Raw genomic sequence first — 16829 nt, forward strand, 5'->3', positions numbered from 1 at the left:
GAGGAAAGACCTGTATCGCACGGGCCATGTGACAGTTTTTTGAATAAGCGATTGCTTGGCTGACTAACATTTCGCTGAGGATTTTCTTTCAAGGAGAAAACCGGCAATTTCTATGGAACAATTTTGATCTTCTGAATGTTGATGGATTCTGCCGTTGGGTCACGTATTGAAGAGACTGGCTTTTCCATCTGCGAAAGCCATGAGCGACGGCAGAACCCTCAGCGGAAAAAGCCCGTCCGCGCCGTCAGCTTCCTGAAAGCTGGGCCGCCTAAGGTCACGGTGTGGTTGGCGGCGCGATGCTCTGGGTGGGACCCGAGCATGCTCTGTCCGCAAGGTTTCGAAGCAACAGGAGCACGACGATGAACACCATTCCTGGCTGGGGCTTCATCCCCGTCGCCATCCCCTTCCCCGGCCTCGTCAACGGCGCCTCTGCCGGCCAGCCCACGCCCGACGTCTTCCCCGGCGCGCAGCAGCCAGGCGGCGGCGACTTCCTCGGCAGCGTCCGCTCGGCCGCGACCTCGGGCGAGAAGCGCGACCTGATCGACGCCTACGCCGCGGGCTTCATCGCGGCGAGCCGCGGCGCCGGCAACAACGGCGCACCGTCGGCTCCGACCTATATGCCCAGCGCCCCGACGCCGGGCCTCCCGGCGCTTCCGACGAGCCAGACCAGCCCCGTCGCCGGTGTCCCGACCCTGGACCGCATCGAGCAGTCGCGTCGCGAGGCCTTTGCCGGCGTGATGGAGGGCTTCCAGCACTTCGCCGGGCTGATCGAGGAATCCAACATCCCCGAGCAGACCAAGAACACCATGCTCGACGGGCTCGCCGGCCTGATGTCGCAATTCGCCGGGCTCGCCAATATCGGCGCCGGCAATAGCGGCCAGCTGCCGCAGCTGCCGCCGCCGAACCTGCCGGCTCCGGGTGGCCCCGGCCAGAGCGGCTCGGGTGCCTCGGACGTCTGGACACACGAGAAGAAGGATGACGGCACCGCCGAGATCCGCCTCGGCGACAAATATACGATCAACCTGAAGGAAGGCGACCAGTCCTTCACCGTCCGCAACAACGAAACCGGCGCCGAGACCCGCGTCTGGGGCGACCCCCATGTCGACAAGGACGCGGATGGCAAGACCGATTTCGACTTCAAGGACAACCTGAGCTTCCAGCTCGACGACGGCACCAAGATCACCGTCAACACCGTCGATGCCGGCAATGGCACGACCTTCTCCTCGGGCCTGACCATCACCAACGGCAACAACGCCATCCAGGTGACCGGTCTGGCCGGCGACAAGGACGGCAAGAACAATCTCGAGGTCGTCCAGTCGAATGCCGGCACGACGCTCGACCAGCTCACCGCCGACGGCGCGCAGATCCTCTACGAGCGCGGCAAGGACTGGGTCGGCGCCAACGGCCAGAGCATCGATCAGGCCGCGATCAACGCTGCCGAGCAACGCTACGCCTGAAGCTTCGATTACGACAAGTTTTCGTCTTCTCCAGAAACGATGCGGGCGCTTCATGCGCCCGCATTTTGCGTTTTACGGATGCTTTTTATTTTATCTCAGTGATTGGCATGCCCTGATCGCTGTAGAATTATTACTTCCCTCCGTCAGGTTGCTATCAGCTTCAGCCCCCATCCTGCCGCTAGCGTTATCGATGCGTCGCCCAGGGCGGCGCGTGGCGGAAGAGGAGCGGCGAGATGGCCCAGGCTGCAGCGAGCGTTTCCGGAGCGAGCGAAGCGACGGCGCGTCGGCCCGAGACCGACAGCGCCCAGAGCGCCTCCGGCTCGAATGCCGACTCGGGCGGCGCCGACGCCTCCTCCACGCAGGACTTCAACGCGGAGGTCGCCCGGGCGCAGGCCACGGAAGAGGAGCGGCGCGCGACAAAGCCCGCTTCGACCTCGACCAGCAGCGCAGCGCAGAACGACAATGCGCCGGTGCCCGCCTCGTCCTCCTCCGGGAGCGGTTCGACCCCTCCCGCCAATGGCGCGCCGAGCACGTCCGGGGTCGAGACCGGCATTGGCGATGCCGGCAACACGCTGGTCAATCCGCGCGACGAGATCGGCAAGCTCAACAGCGACGGCGACCAGGTGGTCATGAACGTGACCGCCGAGGCCAAGGCGCAGGTGCCGCTCGCCCGCATTCCGGTCGGTGCCGGCGTCAAGGGCCAGTATGGCTACGACATCACCGTGGCCCAGCGCGGTGACGGCGGCGAAGGCCAGCCGGCCCCGACCTACGACGTCACCTTCGATAAGCGGCTGCAGGGCGGGCTGACCGGAGAGCTTGCCGTGCCGGGCGTCGATCCGGCCGCCGAGTTCAACCTCGGCACCTCCGATTCGGTGACGATGAACTTCGCCTCGCAGGACGATGCGACGCGCGCCGTGCAGGTTCTCCAGAGGCTCGGTGCCTCGGAAGCGGTGCGCGATGCGATCAACGCGCCGATCCCGGGAGTTGGAACGCTCGGCGCGGCCTCCAATCCGGTGCCGGCGGATGATGGTAGCCTGAGTGACACGCATTCCTGGCCGACGCCCGGCAACCTTGCGGCAGCGCCGCTGCGTCCGTCCGAAGAGGACATGGCGTTCCTGCGCGACAACATCACCAGCTACTCGCAGGAGCTCAATGCGCAAGAGCGGCTCAAGCTCGGCGCGAAGGCGGCCAATCTCGGCATCGAGACGCGGCTCGACCAGAACCAGCGCATGATCCGCACCATCGAGGTGCCACGTAATGGCGAGCCGGGCCGGCTGACCTATACGCTCGCGGGCGACCTCGATTCGAGCACCAAGGAGAAGCTCACGATCGGCCAGCAGCAGTTCGACCAGTTCGAGCTGGGCTATATCCCGCAGAACATCGTCGACCATGGCACGCTGCGCGGCGAAGTGAGCATGTCCTGGGATATCCCGGCCGACCAGTCGCTCAGCGAGGTCGCCGGCCGGCCGATACCGGAGGTCGACGGGCTCGGCGCGCCGGACGAGGTCTCTGCGCGGGTCGAGCTGACCTATCAGGACCAGTCGCTGGCCGATCTCAGCCGGACCGACCAGCGCCGCGTCTCGATCGAGGCGACGACGCGTAATCCCGCGGAGCACGCCGGACCGGTGATCTCGTCCTTGCTGCAAGGCGAGTTCCGAGCCGCTGCGGCGGGGATGGGCGAGGATTTCAGCGTCACCACCCAGGACGAGCGCATCGCGCGCACCGGCGTCAACCAGCAGCACGAACTCGGGCTCACCGTCGCCGATGTCGGCAAGTTCGGTGTCTCGCTGATCGGCAATGTCGGGCGCGACGACATCACCGACAGGCGCACGCGCACCCTCACGGGCGCGGATCTGGCGCGGACCCCGGCCCAGGTCGAGCAGCCGCAGCCCGAGCAGTTCGTGGTCGTACCCCATGACGGGCTCAACCTGCGCTCGGGCCCCGCGACCGAGGCCGAGAAGCTCTCCGTCCTGCGCAACGGAACCTTCGTGGACGGAACCGGACAGCGGCGGATCGACGCCCATGGCGACGAGTGGCTCGAGGTCAGCGGACGCGGCATCGACGGCCGCGAGGCGACCGGCTGGGTCAATGGCCGCTATCTGCAGCGCAACGAGATCGGCGAGATGGGCCCGGGCGGCCGTATCAATCCCGGTCTGGAGAGCCAGGGCTATCGGGCCGTCGCCGTCACCGAGGACGGTACCGTCTGGGACATCGCCGAGCGCAACGGCGTCGACCCGCGCGAGACGGTGCGGCTGAACAGCGGCCATCTGGTCGATCCGAACCTGGTCTTCGCCGGCGACAAGGTCTACGTGCCCGGCACGGCGACCCCGGCAGCCCCCCCGCCGGTCGAGCCCCCGCCGACCGAGTCGCCGGCTCCTGCCCCGGCGCCCTCGACCGAATCGGGCGCGCCGAGCGGTGACAGCGGTTCCTCCAGCGCACCATCCACTTCAGGAAGCGGCGAGGCGCCGAGCACGAGCGGCAGCAATCCGGCGCCGACGCAGCCTGCACCGGGAAGCCCGTCGAGCGGCAGCACGTCTCAACCCGGCGGCGAGCAGCCCGCGCCTCCACCGGGGAGCTCTTCCGGCGAGCCGTCATCGGGTAGCGGCTCGACCTCGGGCGACGACCCGGTGCCGACGCCCGCCACCGACACGGACGGCACGGCACCGATCGAGCCGCAACCCGGCGCCGACGAGCCCGCGGCACGCGACGCCGAGCTCGACCGCATCCTGCGCGACTACCAGATCGAGGAGGATCCGCGCGGCACCGTGATGTGGAGCCCGGGCGGCCTGGCGGGGATCTTCACCGACGAGAAGCGCAAGCTGACCGCGACGGAAGCCGACCTGATGGACAGCCTGAGCGTGTTCGGGCTCAGGGACATGAAGGACATCAAGGGCAAGGCGGAAACGGTCTCGCTCGAACGCTATCCCAAACCCGAGGACATGCGCGCCGGCTTCCCGCAGAACCCCGAAGTGACCGAGGATTTCGACACCTGGGCCCAGAATGACGGGCATGCCGATGCCTTCCGCCACGCCTACTGGAACGCGCTGATGACCAAGCAGTTCGGCAAGGATTTCACCGAGCGCTTCACCTCGGCGCATGAGGGCGTCGAGAACCCGGCCGATCGCGAGGCGATGGATCTCTACAACAACGAGGTCGGGCGCCGCATCGCCGAGCAGAACCCCGATGCCTCCGATGGCGAGCTGGCCGACCTCGTGCAGCGCGCGATCCAGGACGGCGAGATGGTGGTGATCGATCGCGACGGCGAGCTCGCCTGGAGCGACGATGTCGCCTACGGCCAGCATGGCGAGGCCAACGCGGCTCCGGTGCCGGGCGTCAGGCAGACGCCCGAGGCTCATGGCAGCACGTCATAGTTCTGTAGCAGAGCCGGGGTTTGGTTAGCCCCCGCCTGGTCTCGGAATGAAAGACAGGGCGCGCCCTGGGGATCGCGCGCCGCCAGAGGTGGATAGTGAAGACGATCATTCTCGTGATTCTCGGCATCGCCGTGCTCGCCGGCGCGGCGCTGGGCGCGCGAAAGCTCCTCGCGCCCGATCCGGCGGTGTTCGACAAGGGCCGATGGGCCGCAGAAGCACGTGCCAAGCCGGGCGACAACAAGCGCTCGCTGATGACCGACGATCTCGAGAAGCGCCTGCGCCCGGGCATGTCCGAAACCGAGATCGTCGAGTTGATGGGCCAGCCGGACGGCCGGCGCGAACAACGCTTCATCTACAATCTCGGCACGCCTGGATTCGGCGTCGACTACGACCATTACGTCGTCGAGTTCGACGCTGCCCGCAAGGTCACGCGCTACTATACCGACAGAGGCTGAAGCCCCTCCGTCCGCTCGGAAATACTGTCCGAATGTCTCCGCCTCGCAGATGGGGAGCAGGACGATTGGCAGTTGCTTAGAGCCGGGCGCTCTCAGATGAAATTGTGCAGCGATCTCATCTGAGAGCTGAATCCATTTCTCACCAAGAAGTTAGAGCAGGATCGATGCGACAGGCCGGTTCCCCACTTTTTCGCATCCTGCTCTAGGTTGCCTGGAAACAGACGTTCTCGACTTCGGCTTTGGGCCACGAGCCGACATGGCTTCTTGCGCATGACGGACTGGACTTCCTTTATCGTTCGAGCATTGGTGTGAGCGTCATAGGTGCCGGGCTCGAGACACCAAACTCCTGAGCAACCCTGCCGGCAGCGCGCCATGGCGGGGTCGCGCTGGTGGCGGACGACGGTCCGTCTGAACCTCAGGAGAGTGAGATGATCAGCAAGACGAAGACGGCGAAGAACACAAGCCGGAAGTCTCCGCGGGCGGCAAAGCCGACGCCAGACGCTGCCGTGACAACTGCGAAAGCCTCGCCCACCAACGACGATGAGACTCAGGCGGCAACGGCGAGCTCGCCGATGATCATTTCGCAAGCCCCTAGGTCTCAAACGTCGCGTCCGAAGGCAAGCAGCAAACTCGGGATCGTCCTTGGGCTTCTGGAAGACCCAGCGGGGGCCTCACTGCGCAAGCTCGTCGAAGTCACCGGCTGGCTGCCGCATACGACGCGAGCGGCCTTGACCGGCCTGCGCAAGCGGGGCTTTCCGGTTGTGCTGGACGCTGAAAGCAAGGGCGGAAGCTCGGTCTACCGCGTCCACACGGATGCCGCCTGAGATGGCAAGAGCGTCGCAAGAGCGCCCGGCGGTTCCCGCCGCCGGGAGCGGGCTCGCGCAGGCCCTTGCCGATCTGCAATTGGCAAGCATCACTGACCTGTGCGCGCGATTTCGTCAGCTCTACCGCCGCGCAGCGCCGGATGGGATGTCGCGCGATCTGGTCGCACGTCTCGTCGCGCATCGCTTGCAGGAGCAAAGACTGGGTGGCCTCGATCGCGACCTCGCCGCCCAGCTCGACCGTCTTGCGCGCGGACGACCGGCGGGGCGGCGTCTCAAGCCGGGCACCGTGTTGGTGCGGGAGTATGAGGGGGTCACGCACGAGGTCGTCACTGTGCACCGTGGCTTCGTTTGGAACGGCGAGACCTTCACGAGCCTCTCGACCATCGCCAAGAGGGTTACCGGCACGAGTTGGAATGGCCCACGCTTTTTCGGACTGAGGTCGAACCGCTCGAACACAGCAGAAGGCGGTTCGTATGCGTGAGTCTGTGGCCAGGCCGCAGCGCTGCGCGATCTACACACGTAAATCGACCGAGCATAATCTCGATCTCGCCTTCAACTCGCTCCATGCCCAGCGCGAGGCTTGCGAAGCCTATATCAAGAGCCAGGCGCATGAGGGCTGGCGCCTGCTGCCGGGGCTTTATGACGATGGCGGTCTATCCGGCGCCTCGCTAGAGCGCCCTGCCCTGCAGCAGCTGCTTGAAGTGGTGAAGCAAGGCGGCATCGACATCATCGTCGTCTACAAGGTCGATCGGCTGACCCGCTCGCTCGCCGACTTCGCCAAGCTCGTCGAGCTGTTCGACGAGCACGGGGTATCCTTCGTCTCGGTGACGCAAAGCTTCAACACCACGAGTTCGATGGGGCGGCTGACACTGAACGTGCTGCTCTCCTTTGCGCAGTTCGAACGCGAGGTTATTGGTGAGCGCGTCCGCGACAAGATCTCGGCTTCGAAGCAAAAGGGGCTCTGGGTCGGGGGGCCAGTGCCGCTCGGCTATCGTAGCGAGAGCAAGCGACTGCTCGTCGACGACAACGAAGCTAATCTGGTCCGGTTCATCTTCACGCTCTACCGGGACCTCGGCTCAATCCGAGCCGTGGTCGAGCAGCTTGATCGGGATGGTACCCGCACGCGCAAGGGCTATCGCTTCGGTCCTGGGCCGATCGCAGCGATGCTGAAGAATCGCTTCTATCTCAGCGAGATCGTCTGGCAGGGGCAAATCCATCGCGGCGAGCACCCCGCCATCGTCGATCGCGAGCTGTTCGAGGCTGTGCAGGCCCAACTCGCGAGCGCGGCCGTCGAGCGGCAAGGCAGAGCGCGCAACAGCGCCTTCATCCTGGCTGGACTGCTGTACGACGATGCCGGCAACCGGATGAGCCCGAGCCATACCCGCAAGGATGGGGTGCGATATCGCTACTACGTCTCGCAGGCGCTGCTGCAGCATCGCAAGGCCAGGGCCGGCAGCGTCGCGCGGATCTCGGCACCGGAGGTAGAGGCGGCGGTAACCGCGGCGCTTACGACAGGTGAGACCAACCTTCGCGACCAGGTCGTCAAGGTCACGCTGTATTGCGATAGGCTGGAGATCTCGCTGACGGCAATCGAAACCGATGCATCACGACCCACCATCTCAGTCCCGTTCGCGTGGCAACCTCAGGGGCGACGCAAAGGCATCATCCATGAGCCGTCACAGCAGCGCCAAATCGATCCTGCTGCGGCTGGAGGTCTCCTAACAGCCATCGCCAAGGCGCGCCGCTGGATGGACGAGGTCATCGACGGTGCCATCGCGTCCACTGGCGCCATTGCCGAGCGCGAGCAGATGGGTGAGCGCAACGTTCGCAAGCTTCTGCCGCTGGCGTGTCTCTTGCCAGCGGTCATTCGCGCCATCGCCGATGGCACTGCGCCAGCCGGCCTGACCGTCAGACGCCTGACCGCGGCTCTGCCGCATGAGTGGGCTCGACAGGAGCAACAGCTCCTGATCGGCTGAGCCGATCGGCGCAAACACCGCGCTCCGGCCAACTTCAGCTGGCTCCATAGAATAGCGCCCGGAATCACGAAAAGGCCTCCGTCAGACCGGGTCCAGAAATCCGCCCGCCCAGCGTCTCATGAGACGACCTGACGGTCTGAGCGGCGACAAGCATTCCGCTAACCCTCGACACCGTCGCAGGTTTTGCACAGACGGTCGAAAATCTCGTTTCTGCGGACTGCATGGCTGGGGCGGGAGGATTCGAACCTCCGAATGGCGGTACCAAAAACCGCTGCCTTACCACTTGGCGACGCCCCAATGCGCCGCAGCGTTCTAGTGCGCGCCGCGGCGGCGCGCAACCATCCACCGCCGCTTCGCACGGGCCCTTTTGCCCACGACGAAGCGCATCGACAAAATTCCGCGCCGGAAGCGCCTCGCGCTGTTGCGCCCTCGCCCGGTGCTGGCTATAAGCCGCCCACCAGTTGATCGGAGTGTAGCGCAGTCTGGTAGCGCACCACGTTCGGGACGTGGGGGTCGCAGGTTCAAATCCTGCCACTCCGACCATTCTTTACCTTCGATATATTTGAGGCGGCCGCGAGCGCGCTCGGTTCCGCCTGCGCCTCGGTAGAGCCAGGCAGTTGTCGCCGCAGGCTCCGTCGATGCCCCCCGAGCAGCCCGTAGCCGATCGCGGGGCAGGCATTGCGCCGCCCAGCCACGCCGAACTTGGTCGTGCGCTCGCTGACGATGCCCGCGAGAACCATTTCTATCAGTCATATCCTCTTCAGTTCCTCCAAGATGCCGGCTTGGCCCGCGGTTTGCGCCTTTCTCGATCATCGAGCCTTGGACGTTCGAGATCGAGACAAGTCGTTTCAAAACCGCACGAGAGGCCCTTCATGTCATCGCGCCTGCGCTCACTTCGCCTAGCCAGCGTCCTCGCCCGCGTGAACAAGCGCAAACGCGAAGCCAAGAAGGCGGAGGCGGCAAGCACTGCTCAACCTCAGGAGAAGCCAGCGCTGCGGCTGGTGTCCTCCTCCGGCCAGGAGGATGGCGAAACTGCCCCGAAGCGGAAGGGATGAGCCGCCGCCAGATCGGGGAACGAGCGAACTCGTGACGGCACGGCGGCTCCTCCGGGATTGGTTCCCGTCGAGGCATCCTTCCGGTAGACTGGCCCGGCGCGAGATGGCGCGGGCTGGGTGGTGCAAGGCATGAAGCGCATCACGAAAATGATCGGAATCATCAGCCTCGCGGCCCTGCTCGCCGGCTGCGACAAATGCGGCGACCTGCTGAAGCTCGACCTTTTCGGCCAGCCCAAGACCTGCTCGGGCGCCAATCCGCGCGGCTGACTCCCGTAGCCACATCCCTCTGCGCAAACTCAAAGAAAAAGCCGGGGCATGCCCCGGCTTTCTTATTTCATCGCCTGCAGGCGTTTCAGCCGCGCCGGTGCAGGACCGACCAGCTCGCGCCGACCAGGCTGGCGGCGAGCGCCACCTTGAGCGCATCGCCCAGCAGGAAGGGCTGCACGCCGAAGGCAAAGGCCTTGGCGAAGCCCACGCCGGTCACGCCGCTCGTCATCTGCGCGCCAAGCGCGAGCCAGAGGCAGCCCAGGCCGAGAATCAGCGCGTCCGCCACGATCAGCCCGGCGACGAGCCGCAGAACCGACGCGCCGCGCTCCGCGGCCCAGCCGGCAACCGCCGCGGCCAGCACGAAACCGGCGAGGAAGCCGCCGGTCGGCCCGGCGAGATAGAGCAGGCCCGCCGCGACCGGCGGGGTATTGGTGAAGACCGGCAGGCCGGCGAGGCCATAGGCGATATAGAGCACGACCGTCGCCGCGCCGAGACGCGAGCCATAGGCGGCGCCGAGGCCGAGCACGGCGAGCGTCTGCAGCGTCATCGGCACCGGCCAGAACGGCACCTTGACCTTGGCGGCCAGCACCAGCAGCAGGCTGCCGGCAACGGCGAGCGCGATGTTGCGCGCCAGCGTGGCGCGACGGCCAGAGACCGACGGCAGGATCGCGTTGACCAGCGTCGGAGCAGGAAGGGGGAGCATATCGGCCATGCGCATCAATCCGTTTTTGAGGCCGCGCCGCGCAGCCGGTTTCCCGTCTATAGAAAATGCGGCAAGGCCCTACAAGCGGCGCGGCGGTGCGCGAACGGGCGGCGCGGAAGCGGCTTCCACGAGGACGAAGGCATCCGATGAGCGACGAGATCGAATTCGACCGCAGCGCTACGACGCCGCCAGGCGAGGTCGCGGAGCTCTCGCCGCTGGTCCGGCGCGTCATCGCCGGCAATGGCGGCCCGATGACCTTCACCGGCACCTGCACCTACATTATCGGGCGCGGCACCGTCGCGGTGCTCGATCCGGGACCTGACGATCCGGCCCATGTCGCGCGCGTGCTCGCCGCAATCGCCGGCGAGACGGTGAGCCATATCCTGGTCACCCACACCCACCGCGACCATTCGCCTGCGGTCCCTGCCCTCAAGGCGGCGACCGGCGCGCGCGTTGCGGGCTGCTTGCCGCATCGGCCGGCGCGCGAGCTCGCGCTCGGCGAGATCAACCCGCTCGACGCCGCCGCCGACCGCGATTATGCGCCGGAGCTGCCGATGCATGACGGCGACACCGTCTCGGGGCCTGGCTGGACGCTCCGTGCCGTCGAGACGCCGGGCCACACGGCCAACCACCTCGCCTTCGCGCTGGCAGAGGAGCAAAGCCTGTTCTCGGGCGACCATGTCATGGCCTGGTCGACCAGCATCGTCGCCCCGCCCGACGGCTCGATGGCTGCCTATATGGCCTCGATCGAGAAGCTGCGCGGCATGGAGCATCGGCTCTACTGGCCGGGCCATGGCGGGCCGGTCACCGAGCCGCAGCGCTTCCTGCGCGGCCTCGTCCAGCATCGCCGGCAGCGCGAGGCGGCGATCCTCAACCGGCTCAAGGCCGGCGACGAGCGCATCGCCGAGATGGTGCCGCCCATCTATCAGGGCCTGCCCGCCGCCCTGCACGGCGCGGCCTCGCTCTCGGTCCTGGCCCAGCTCGAGGATCTAGTGCTGCGCGGCATCGTGCTTTGCGACGAGGTCCTGCCGATGCTGGGGAGCCGCTATCGCCTGGCCTAAAGCCTCAGCGCGCCTCGACCAGAAGCTCGATCTCGGCCGCGAAGGCCGCTATCCGCGCCGCGTTGGTGCCGAAATCATGCCCCCCGATCCGCGACGCCGAGCGCATGTCGATGCGGCTGCCATCGGCGCGCGGTCGCACGCGGATCGTGATGTCGTCGGCGAAGCGCAGGACGCGGGTCCGTGCCACCGCCTCGATGCGCCCCGCGCCGGTGCGCCCGCCCGGCCGCGAGGATTCCAGCACGGTCCAGCCGAGGCCCATGGCGGCGCGGCGCGCAATCTCGAAAGCCACCTCCGCCGGCAGCTCCAGCACGATCGGCAGGGCCTTCGGATAGGCCTGGCGCTGGACGCGCCGCCGCTCGGCCGGGACATCGGGCGGCACGCGGCCGTCGCGGGCGGCGAGCGCGACCTGCGAGCGGCTGAAGGTCGGGGCATCGTCGATATCGGTCGAGATGTCGTTCAGCGCCGGCAGGGTCGCCAGCTTGAAGCCGCCATAGGCGGCAGGCGCCAGCATCAGCAGCGTCAGCACGAAGGCCTGCGCCGCCATGCCGACACCGCGATGGCCGGCCTGCCAGATCCGGACGAAGGCGACGATCGCCATCAGCAGGGCGAGCAGCACGAGCCCATAGGCGCCGACGATCGGCGCCAGGCCCTGTTCGGACGGCCCGTTCATGCGGAAGGCGAGGATCGCCAGGATCAGCACCGCGAGCCCGAACCAGGCCAGCCGCCGGCTCCAGCGCGCGGCGCGCGAGACGGGCTCCTCGAAGACGATGCGGCGATGCATGATCGTTACGCCCGATACCCCACAGCCCTCATCCTGAGGAGCGATCTGAAGGATCGCGTCTCGAAGGATGTTTCAGAGAGCACTGGACCATCCTTCGAGACGCCGCTACGCGGCTCCTCAGGATGAGGGCTGTGTCTCCTCTCCGCTCCTTAAGTGGCGGAGACCAGCCAGGCAGACAAGCCTTGCGCTTCAAGCCGTCGGCAGCCGGTAATCCTTGAACTGCTCGCGCAGCACCGTTTTCTGGATCTTGCCGGTCGCGGTGTGCGGGATGGCCTCGACCAGCACGACATCGTCCGGCAGCCACCATTTCGCGATCTTGCCGGTCATATAGGCCAGCATCTCGTCGCGCCCCGGCGAGCGCCCGGGCTTGGGCACGATCACCAGCAGCGGCCGCTCGTCCCATTTCGGATGGGCGACGCCGATCACCGCCGCCTCGGCGACATCGGGATGGCCGACCGCGAGGTTTTCCAGATCGATCGAGGAGATCCATTCGCCACCCGACTTGATCACGTCCTTGGAGCGGTCGGTGATCTGCAGATAGCCGGCGGCATCGAGCGTGCCGACATCGCCGGTGTCGAAGAAGCCGTGCTCGTCGAGTATGTCCTCGTCCTCGCGCCGGAAATAGGCGCCAGCGACCGCCGGACCCTTGACCTTGAGCCGGCCGAAGGTCGCGCCGTCCCAGGGCAGGTCCTCGCCGGCATCGTCGGTGAGGCGGAACTCGACGGTGAAGGGCGGATGACCCTGCTTCACCTTGAGGTCGAGCAGCGCCTCGCCGTCGAGCGCGGCATAGGCGGGCTTCACCGAGCAGAATGAGCCGAGCGGGCTCATCTCGGTCATGCCCCAGGCATGGGCGACATTGACGCCGTATTTGCGCTCGAAGGCCTCGGTCATCGCGCGCGGGCAGGCCGAGCCGCCGATCACCACCCGCTTGAGGGTCGAGAGCTTGCCGCCGCTCGCCTCGAGATGCTGGAGCAGCCCGAGCCAGACCGTCGGCACCGCCGCCGTCATGGTGACGCCCTCGCCTTCCAGCAAGTCCAGCAGCGAGGCCCCGTCGAGCTTGGCGCCGGGCAGGACGAGCTTGGCGCCGGTCATGGGCGCGGAATAGGCCAGCGACCAGCTATTGGCATGGAACAGCGGCACGACCGGCAGGACGACGTCGCGCGAGGACAGGCCCATGAAATCCGGCGCGGCGCAGGCCATGGCATGCAGCACGTTCGACCGGTGCGAATAGAGCACGCCCTTTGGGCCGCCGGTGGTGCCGGAGGTGTAGCAGAGGCCGGACGCGGTATTCTCGTCGAAGCTCGCCCAAGCGAAATCCTCGTCCGCCTCGGCCAGCCACTCCTCGAACGCCACGGCGCCCTTCAGCGAGGTCTCGGGCATATGGGCTGCGTCGGTCAGGACCACGTAGCGCTCGACGCTCGGCAGCTTGGCCTGGATCTGCTCGACCAGCGGCACGAAGGTCAGGTCGAGGAACAGCATCCGGTCGCCGGCGTGATCGACGATCCAGGCGATCTGCTCCGGGAACAGCCGCGGATTGACCGTGTGCGTGATCGCGCCGATGCCGCTGATGCCGTACCAGAGCTCGAGATGGCGGTCGCTGTTCCAGGCGAGCGTCGCCAGCCGGTCGCCGAGCTTCATGCCCTCCCTCTGCAGCCGCTTGGCCACGCGCATCGCCCGGCTGCGGATCTGCGCATAGGTCGTTCGCCGCAGCGAGCCGTCCTCCACGGCGCGGCTGACGACCTCGCGCGTGCCATGCTGGATCGCCGCGTGATCGATGATCCGGTGCAGCAGCAGCGGCCAGTCCTGCATCAAGCCGAGCATAGGCGTCTCTCCCCGGTATCTTATCGGTGTTGCCGGCAGCATAGACAGCCGGCGCGCGAACAGGAAAGCCGGCCAGTCTCGGCAATTCGCATGAAAGGCTCGCATGCGGAGGCGCGATGGTTTAGGTCGGAACCGACCCGCCATTCAGAGCTGGAACCCGTGACCGCGCCCGACGCCCCACGCCACGAACCTGTCGATCCGGACCGCGTCTGGTTCCGGTTCATGCGGCTGCATCAGCGCATGCTCGGCCAGATGACGGCGCGCATCCGCGAGCTCGGGCTCTCGATCCCGCAATTCGACCTGCTCTCGACGCTGACCGAGCGCGAAGGCATCAGCCAGAGCGAATTGGCCGAGCGGCTTTACGTGACCAAAGGCAATGTCTCGGGGCTGGTCGACCGCCTGGTCCAGGCCGGCCTCGTCGAGCGCCGCGCCATCGCCGGCGACCGGCGCTCCTATGCGATGCACCTGACGCCGGAAGGCCGCAGGCTGGCGGAGGCCGGCATCGCGACGCAGCGCGAATTCGTCGCCGGCACGCTCGGCAAGCTCGCCGCGCCCGATCTGGCGGAGCTGGACCGCCTCGTCCTCGCCTGGCGCGACCTCGCCCGCGCCGCCGACGCCGAATAGCGCCGCCATGTTCGCCGGGCTCGCCTTCGCCGGCGGCGGCAATCGCTGCTATTGGCAAGGCGGCTTCTACGAGACCGTGGCCCCACGCATCGGGCTCGCCCCCAGGCGCGTCGTCGGCGCCAGCGCCGGCGCTTTCGCGATGCTCTATACCGCGCTCGGCCTCGGCCCCACCGTCAGGGAACGCGTTCGCGAAGGCTGCCTTGGCCGCACCTCCGAGATGGACTGGCGCGGCTTCCGTCAGGGCGGCCGGCTGTTTCCCGTCGGCGAGATGTACCGGACCCTCCTGACCGAGCTGTTCACGCCGGAGAACCTCGCGGCCCTGCAGGCGCAAGGTGATTTCCTGATCGCGATCTCGCGCCCGCCGCGGTTCTGGCCCCTGCCGGTCGCAGCCGCGCTCGGCATCGGCGCCTATCAGCTCGAGAAGCGCTTGCGCCGGCCGGTCCATCCCACCGCGGGCCGGCGGCTCGGCTTCGTGCCCGATTTGATTCGTCTCGCTGATTGCACCACGCCCGAGGAGCTCATCGCTGCCCTGATGGCGAGCGCGGCGGTTCCGCCCTTCATGCCGGCCGGTCTGGTCGACCGCCGCGCCGCGCTCGACGGCGGGCTCGTCGACAGCGCCCCCGCCTGGGCGCTGACCGAACTCGAACAGGCCGGCGAGCCGACCCTCGTGCTGCTGACCCGCCCCTTCGCCGAAGTCCCCAGCGTACCGGGCCGAACCTATGCGCGCCCGTCGCAGACGATACCGGTCTCGCAATTCACCATCCGGAACTGGGAGGGCATCCGCTTCGCCTATGAGCTGGGGATTCGGGACGGCGAGGACTTCCTGCGCCGGATGGAAGTCGCGACCCGAACCGGCTAGGCAGAAGGTAGGTTCCCGCCAACCGCCGGACATGCCAATGCCTGCGATAGACCTCACCGCCTCAGCCACGTCCTTGCGCGAGGCCCTTCTGGCCAGGCGCTTCAGCGCGAGCGAATTGCTCGAGGCGACATTTGCTCGCATCGATGCGCTCAACCCCGCGCTCAACGCGGTGATCGCGCAGGACCGCGACGCCGCGCGCGCCATGGCTGCCGAAGCGGACGCGCGCCTCGCGAATGGTACGGCGCGGCCGCTGGAAGGCCTGCCGATCACCATCAAGGACGCCTTCGACGTCGCCGGCCTCCCCTCCTCCGGCGGCCTGCCGGCCTACAAGGACCGCGTCCCGGCCGAAGACGCCGCGCCGGTCGCCAGGTTGCGCGCAGCCGGCGCCGTCATCCTCGGCAAGAGCAATGTCCCGGTCTTTTCCGGCGACTTCCAGAGCTACAACCCGGTCCATGGCGTCACCAACAATCCCTGGAGCGCCGCGCATTCCCCCGGTGGCTCGTCCGGCGGCGCGGCGACCGCCGTCGCGACCGGCATGAGCGCCTTCGAGCTCGGCTCCGACCTCGGCGGCTCGGCGCGCTGGCCGGCCCATGCCTGCGGCGTCTACGGCCTGAAGACGAGCTGGGGCCTGGTCTCGACCTGGGGTCACCTGCCGCCGCCGCCCGAGCGGCGCACCCCGCGCAATGCCGACCTGCTGGTCGCCGGCCCGATCACCAGGGCGCCAGAGGACCTGGCGCTCATCCTCCCCGTTCTGGCGGGGCCGCGCGACGCCTCCGTTGCGCCATCGCCCTTGGCACCGCCACGCCGGACGGAGGCGCGCGGCCTGCGTGTCGCACTCTGGGCCGAAGACCCGTTCGCGCCGGCCGACCGGGAGGTGTCCGAGGCTGTGCGCAAGGCCGCCGGCCTGCTCGCCGCACAAGGCGCCATCATCGACGAGGCGGCGCGGCCCGCGATCCGCTTCGCCGAGGCTTTCGAGGTCTACGCCCTGCTCAACCACGCCGTCGTCGCCTATGGCTTGCCGCCGAAAGTGCGCGCCCGCATCCAGGCACTCGCCGCGAAATTCAGCCCGAACGACCTTTCGCACCAGGCCCTGCAGGCGCGCGGCGCGCGCATGACGCCGGGCCTCTACCAGCAGATCGCGCAGCGGCGGCTGGCGCTGAAGCGGCAATGGGCCCGCTTCTTCGGGAGCTGGGACGTCGTGCTCTGCCCGCCCGCCCCGGTCGCCGCGATCCCACATGATCATCTGCCGGACATCCATGCCCGCCGGCTCGACGTGAACGGCGAGCCCCGGCCCTATCTCGATTTCCTGCACTGGGCCGCGCTCGCGACCGGCGCCGACCTGCCCGCCCTGGTCGCCCCCGTCACCCGTTCGGCCGCCGCCTTGCCGCTCGGCGTGCAGATCATCGCGGCCGCCGGCGAGGACCTGACGGCGGTCGCTGTCGGCGGGATGCTGGCGCAGGCCGGTGCAGGTTATCGCGTGCCGCCGGGCATCGCCTGAAATTCCTGAGCCGGCGTGGCCGTTGTGCGCCAGAGTCTGCGTCGATCTGCGTGAAAATCGCTCAGTGCTTGCGCTGG

Annotated in this window: 14 protein-coding genes and 2 tRNA genes; 12 read left to right on the top strand and 4 right to left on the bottom strand. The window is 67.6% G+C overall.

What is annotated here, in order from left to right:
• The first annotated feature begins 359 nt into the window (after positions 1–359).
• The 6 genes from ACTIF2_RS04355 to ACTIF2_RS04380 all read left to right on the top strand — a co-directional run bounded on the left by ACTIF2_RS04355 (position 360) and on the right by ACTIF2_RS04380 (position 8083).
• Positions 360–1457 (top strand): DUF1521 domain-containing protein, encoded by a 1098-nt coding sequence (locus ACTIF2_RS04355; protein WP_439495817.1) that lies wholly within the window; start codon positions 360–362, stop codon positions 1455–1457.
• A 233-nt stretch (positions 1458–1690) separates the two neighbouring features.
• The gene (locus ACTIF2_RS04360; protein ID WP_439495818.1) at positions 1691–4828 is read left to right on the top strand and encodes a DUF6973 domain-containing protein; all 3138 of its coding nucleotides are present in this window, start codon (positions 1691–1693) and stop codon (positions 4826–4828) included.
• 95 nt (positions 4829–4923) lie between these two features.
• Positions 4924–5283: a hypothetical protein gene (locus tag ACTIF2_RS04365; RefSeq protein WP_439495819.1), complete on the top strand. Its 360-nt coding sequence runs from the start codon at positions 4924–4926 to the stop codon at positions 5281–5283.
• Positions 5284–5711: 428 nt separating this feature from the next.
• The gene (locus ACTIF2_RS04370) at positions 5712–6107 is read left to right on the top strand and encodes a DUF3489 domain-containing protein (RefSeq protein ID WP_439495820.1); all 396 of its coding nucleotides are present in this window, start codon (positions 5712–5714) and stop codon (positions 6105–6107) included.
• 1 nt (position 6108) lies between these two features.
• Positions 6109–6588: a DUF2924 domain-containing protein gene (locus tag ACTIF2_RS04375; RefSeq protein ID WP_439495821.1), complete on the top strand. Its 480-nt coding sequence runs from the start codon at positions 6109–6111 to the stop codon at positions 6586–6588.
• On the top strand, positions 6581–8083 hold the full coding sequence (locus ACTIF2_RS04380; RefSeq protein ID WP_439495822.1) for a recombinase family protein: 1503 nt from the start codon (positions 6581–6583) through the stop codon (positions 8081–8083). The genes ACTIF2_RS04375 and ACTIF2_RS04380 overlap by 8 nt, the downstream gene beginning before the upstream one ends.
• A gap of 222 nt (positions 8084–8305) precedes the next feature.
• On the opposite strand, the gene ACTIF2_RS04385 is transcribed toward ACTIF2_RS04380, so the two are convergent.
• Positions 8306–8380 (bottom strand) — tRNA-Gln (locus ACTIF2_RS04385).
• Between the two features lie 169 nt (positions 8381–8549).
• Between ACTIF2_RS04385 and ACTIF2_RS04390 the strand changes: the two genes are divergently transcribed.
• Both ACTIF2_RS04390 and ACTIF2_RS04395 read left to right on the top strand, forming a co-directional pair.
• Positions 8550–8626, top strand: a tRNA-Pro gene (locus ACTIF2_RS04390).
• A gap of 641 nt (positions 8627–9267) precedes the next feature.
• A complete protein-coding gene (locus tag ACTIF2_RS04395; protein WP_439495823.1) occupies positions 9268–9405 on the top strand; it encodes a hypothetical protein in 138 nt (45 codons plus the stop codon).
• An 85-nt stretch (positions 9406–9490) separates the two neighbouring features.
• On the opposite strand, the gene ACTIF2_RS04400 is transcribed toward ACTIF2_RS04395, so the two are convergent.
• Positions 9491–10117, bottom strand: a complete 627-nt coding sequence (locus ACTIF2_RS04400; RefSeq protein ID WP_439495824.1) for a biotin transporter BioY — start codon at positions 10115–10117, stop codon at positions 9491–9493.
• Positions 10118–10254: 137 nt separating this feature from the next.
• Here ACTIF2_RS04400 and ACTIF2_RS04405 point away from each other — a divergent pair, with 137 nt between their 5' ends.
• The gene (locus tag ACTIF2_RS04405) at positions 10255–11169 is read left to right on the top strand and encodes an MBL fold metallo-hydrolase (protein ID WP_439495825.1); all 915 of its coding nucleotides are present in this window, start codon (positions 10255–10257) and stop codon (positions 11167–11169) included.
• Between the two features lie 4 nt (positions 11170–11173).
• Here the strand turns inward: ACTIF2_RS04405 and ACTIF2_RS04410 are convergent, their stop codons facing one another.
• The gene (locus ACTIF2_RS04410) at positions 11174–11950 is read right to left on the bottom strand and encodes a DUF1499 domain-containing protein (protein ID WP_439495826.1); all 777 of its coding nucleotides are present in this window, start codon (positions 11948–11950) and stop codon (positions 11174–11176) included.
• Positions 11951–12139: 189 nt separating this feature from the next.
• The gene (locus ACTIF2_RS04415; RefSeq protein WP_439495827.1) at positions 12140–13771 is read right to left on the bottom strand and encodes a long-chain-fatty-acid--CoA ligase; all 1632 of its coding nucleotides are present in this window, start codon (positions 13769–13771) and stop codon (positions 12140–12142) included.
• 222 nt (positions 13772–13993) lie between these two features.
• Here ACTIF2_RS04415 and ACTIF2_RS04420 point away from each other — a divergent pair, with 222 nt between their 5' ends.
• The 3 genes from ACTIF2_RS04420 to ACTIF2_RS04430 are packed head-to-tail and all read left to right on the top strand — an operon-like array spanning position 13994 to position 16752.
• The gene (locus tag ACTIF2_RS04420; protein WP_439496066.1) at positions 13994–14395 is read left to right on the top strand and encodes a MarR family winged helix-turn-helix transcriptional regulator; all 402 of its coding nucleotides are present in this window, start codon (positions 13994–13996) and stop codon (positions 14393–14395) included.
• A gap of 7 nt (positions 14396–14402) precedes the next feature.
• A complete protein-coding gene (locus tag ACTIF2_RS04425) occupies positions 14403–15254 on the top strand; it encodes a patatin-like phospholipase family protein (RefSeq protein WP_439495828.1) in 852 nt (283 codons plus the stop codon).
• Between the two features lie 37 nt (positions 15255–15291).
• Positions 15292–16752: an amidase family protein gene (locus ACTIF2_RS04430; RefSeq protein WP_439495829.1), complete on the top strand. Its 1461-nt coding sequence runs from the start codon at positions 15292–15294 to the stop codon at positions 16750–16752.
• Positions 16753–16829: the final 77 nt, after the last annotated feature.

The organism is Allobosea sp. (assembly GCF_051860145.1).
Classification (GTDB): domain Bacteria; phylum Pseudomonadota; class Alphaproteobacteria; order Rhizobiales; family Beijerinckiaceae; genus Allobosea.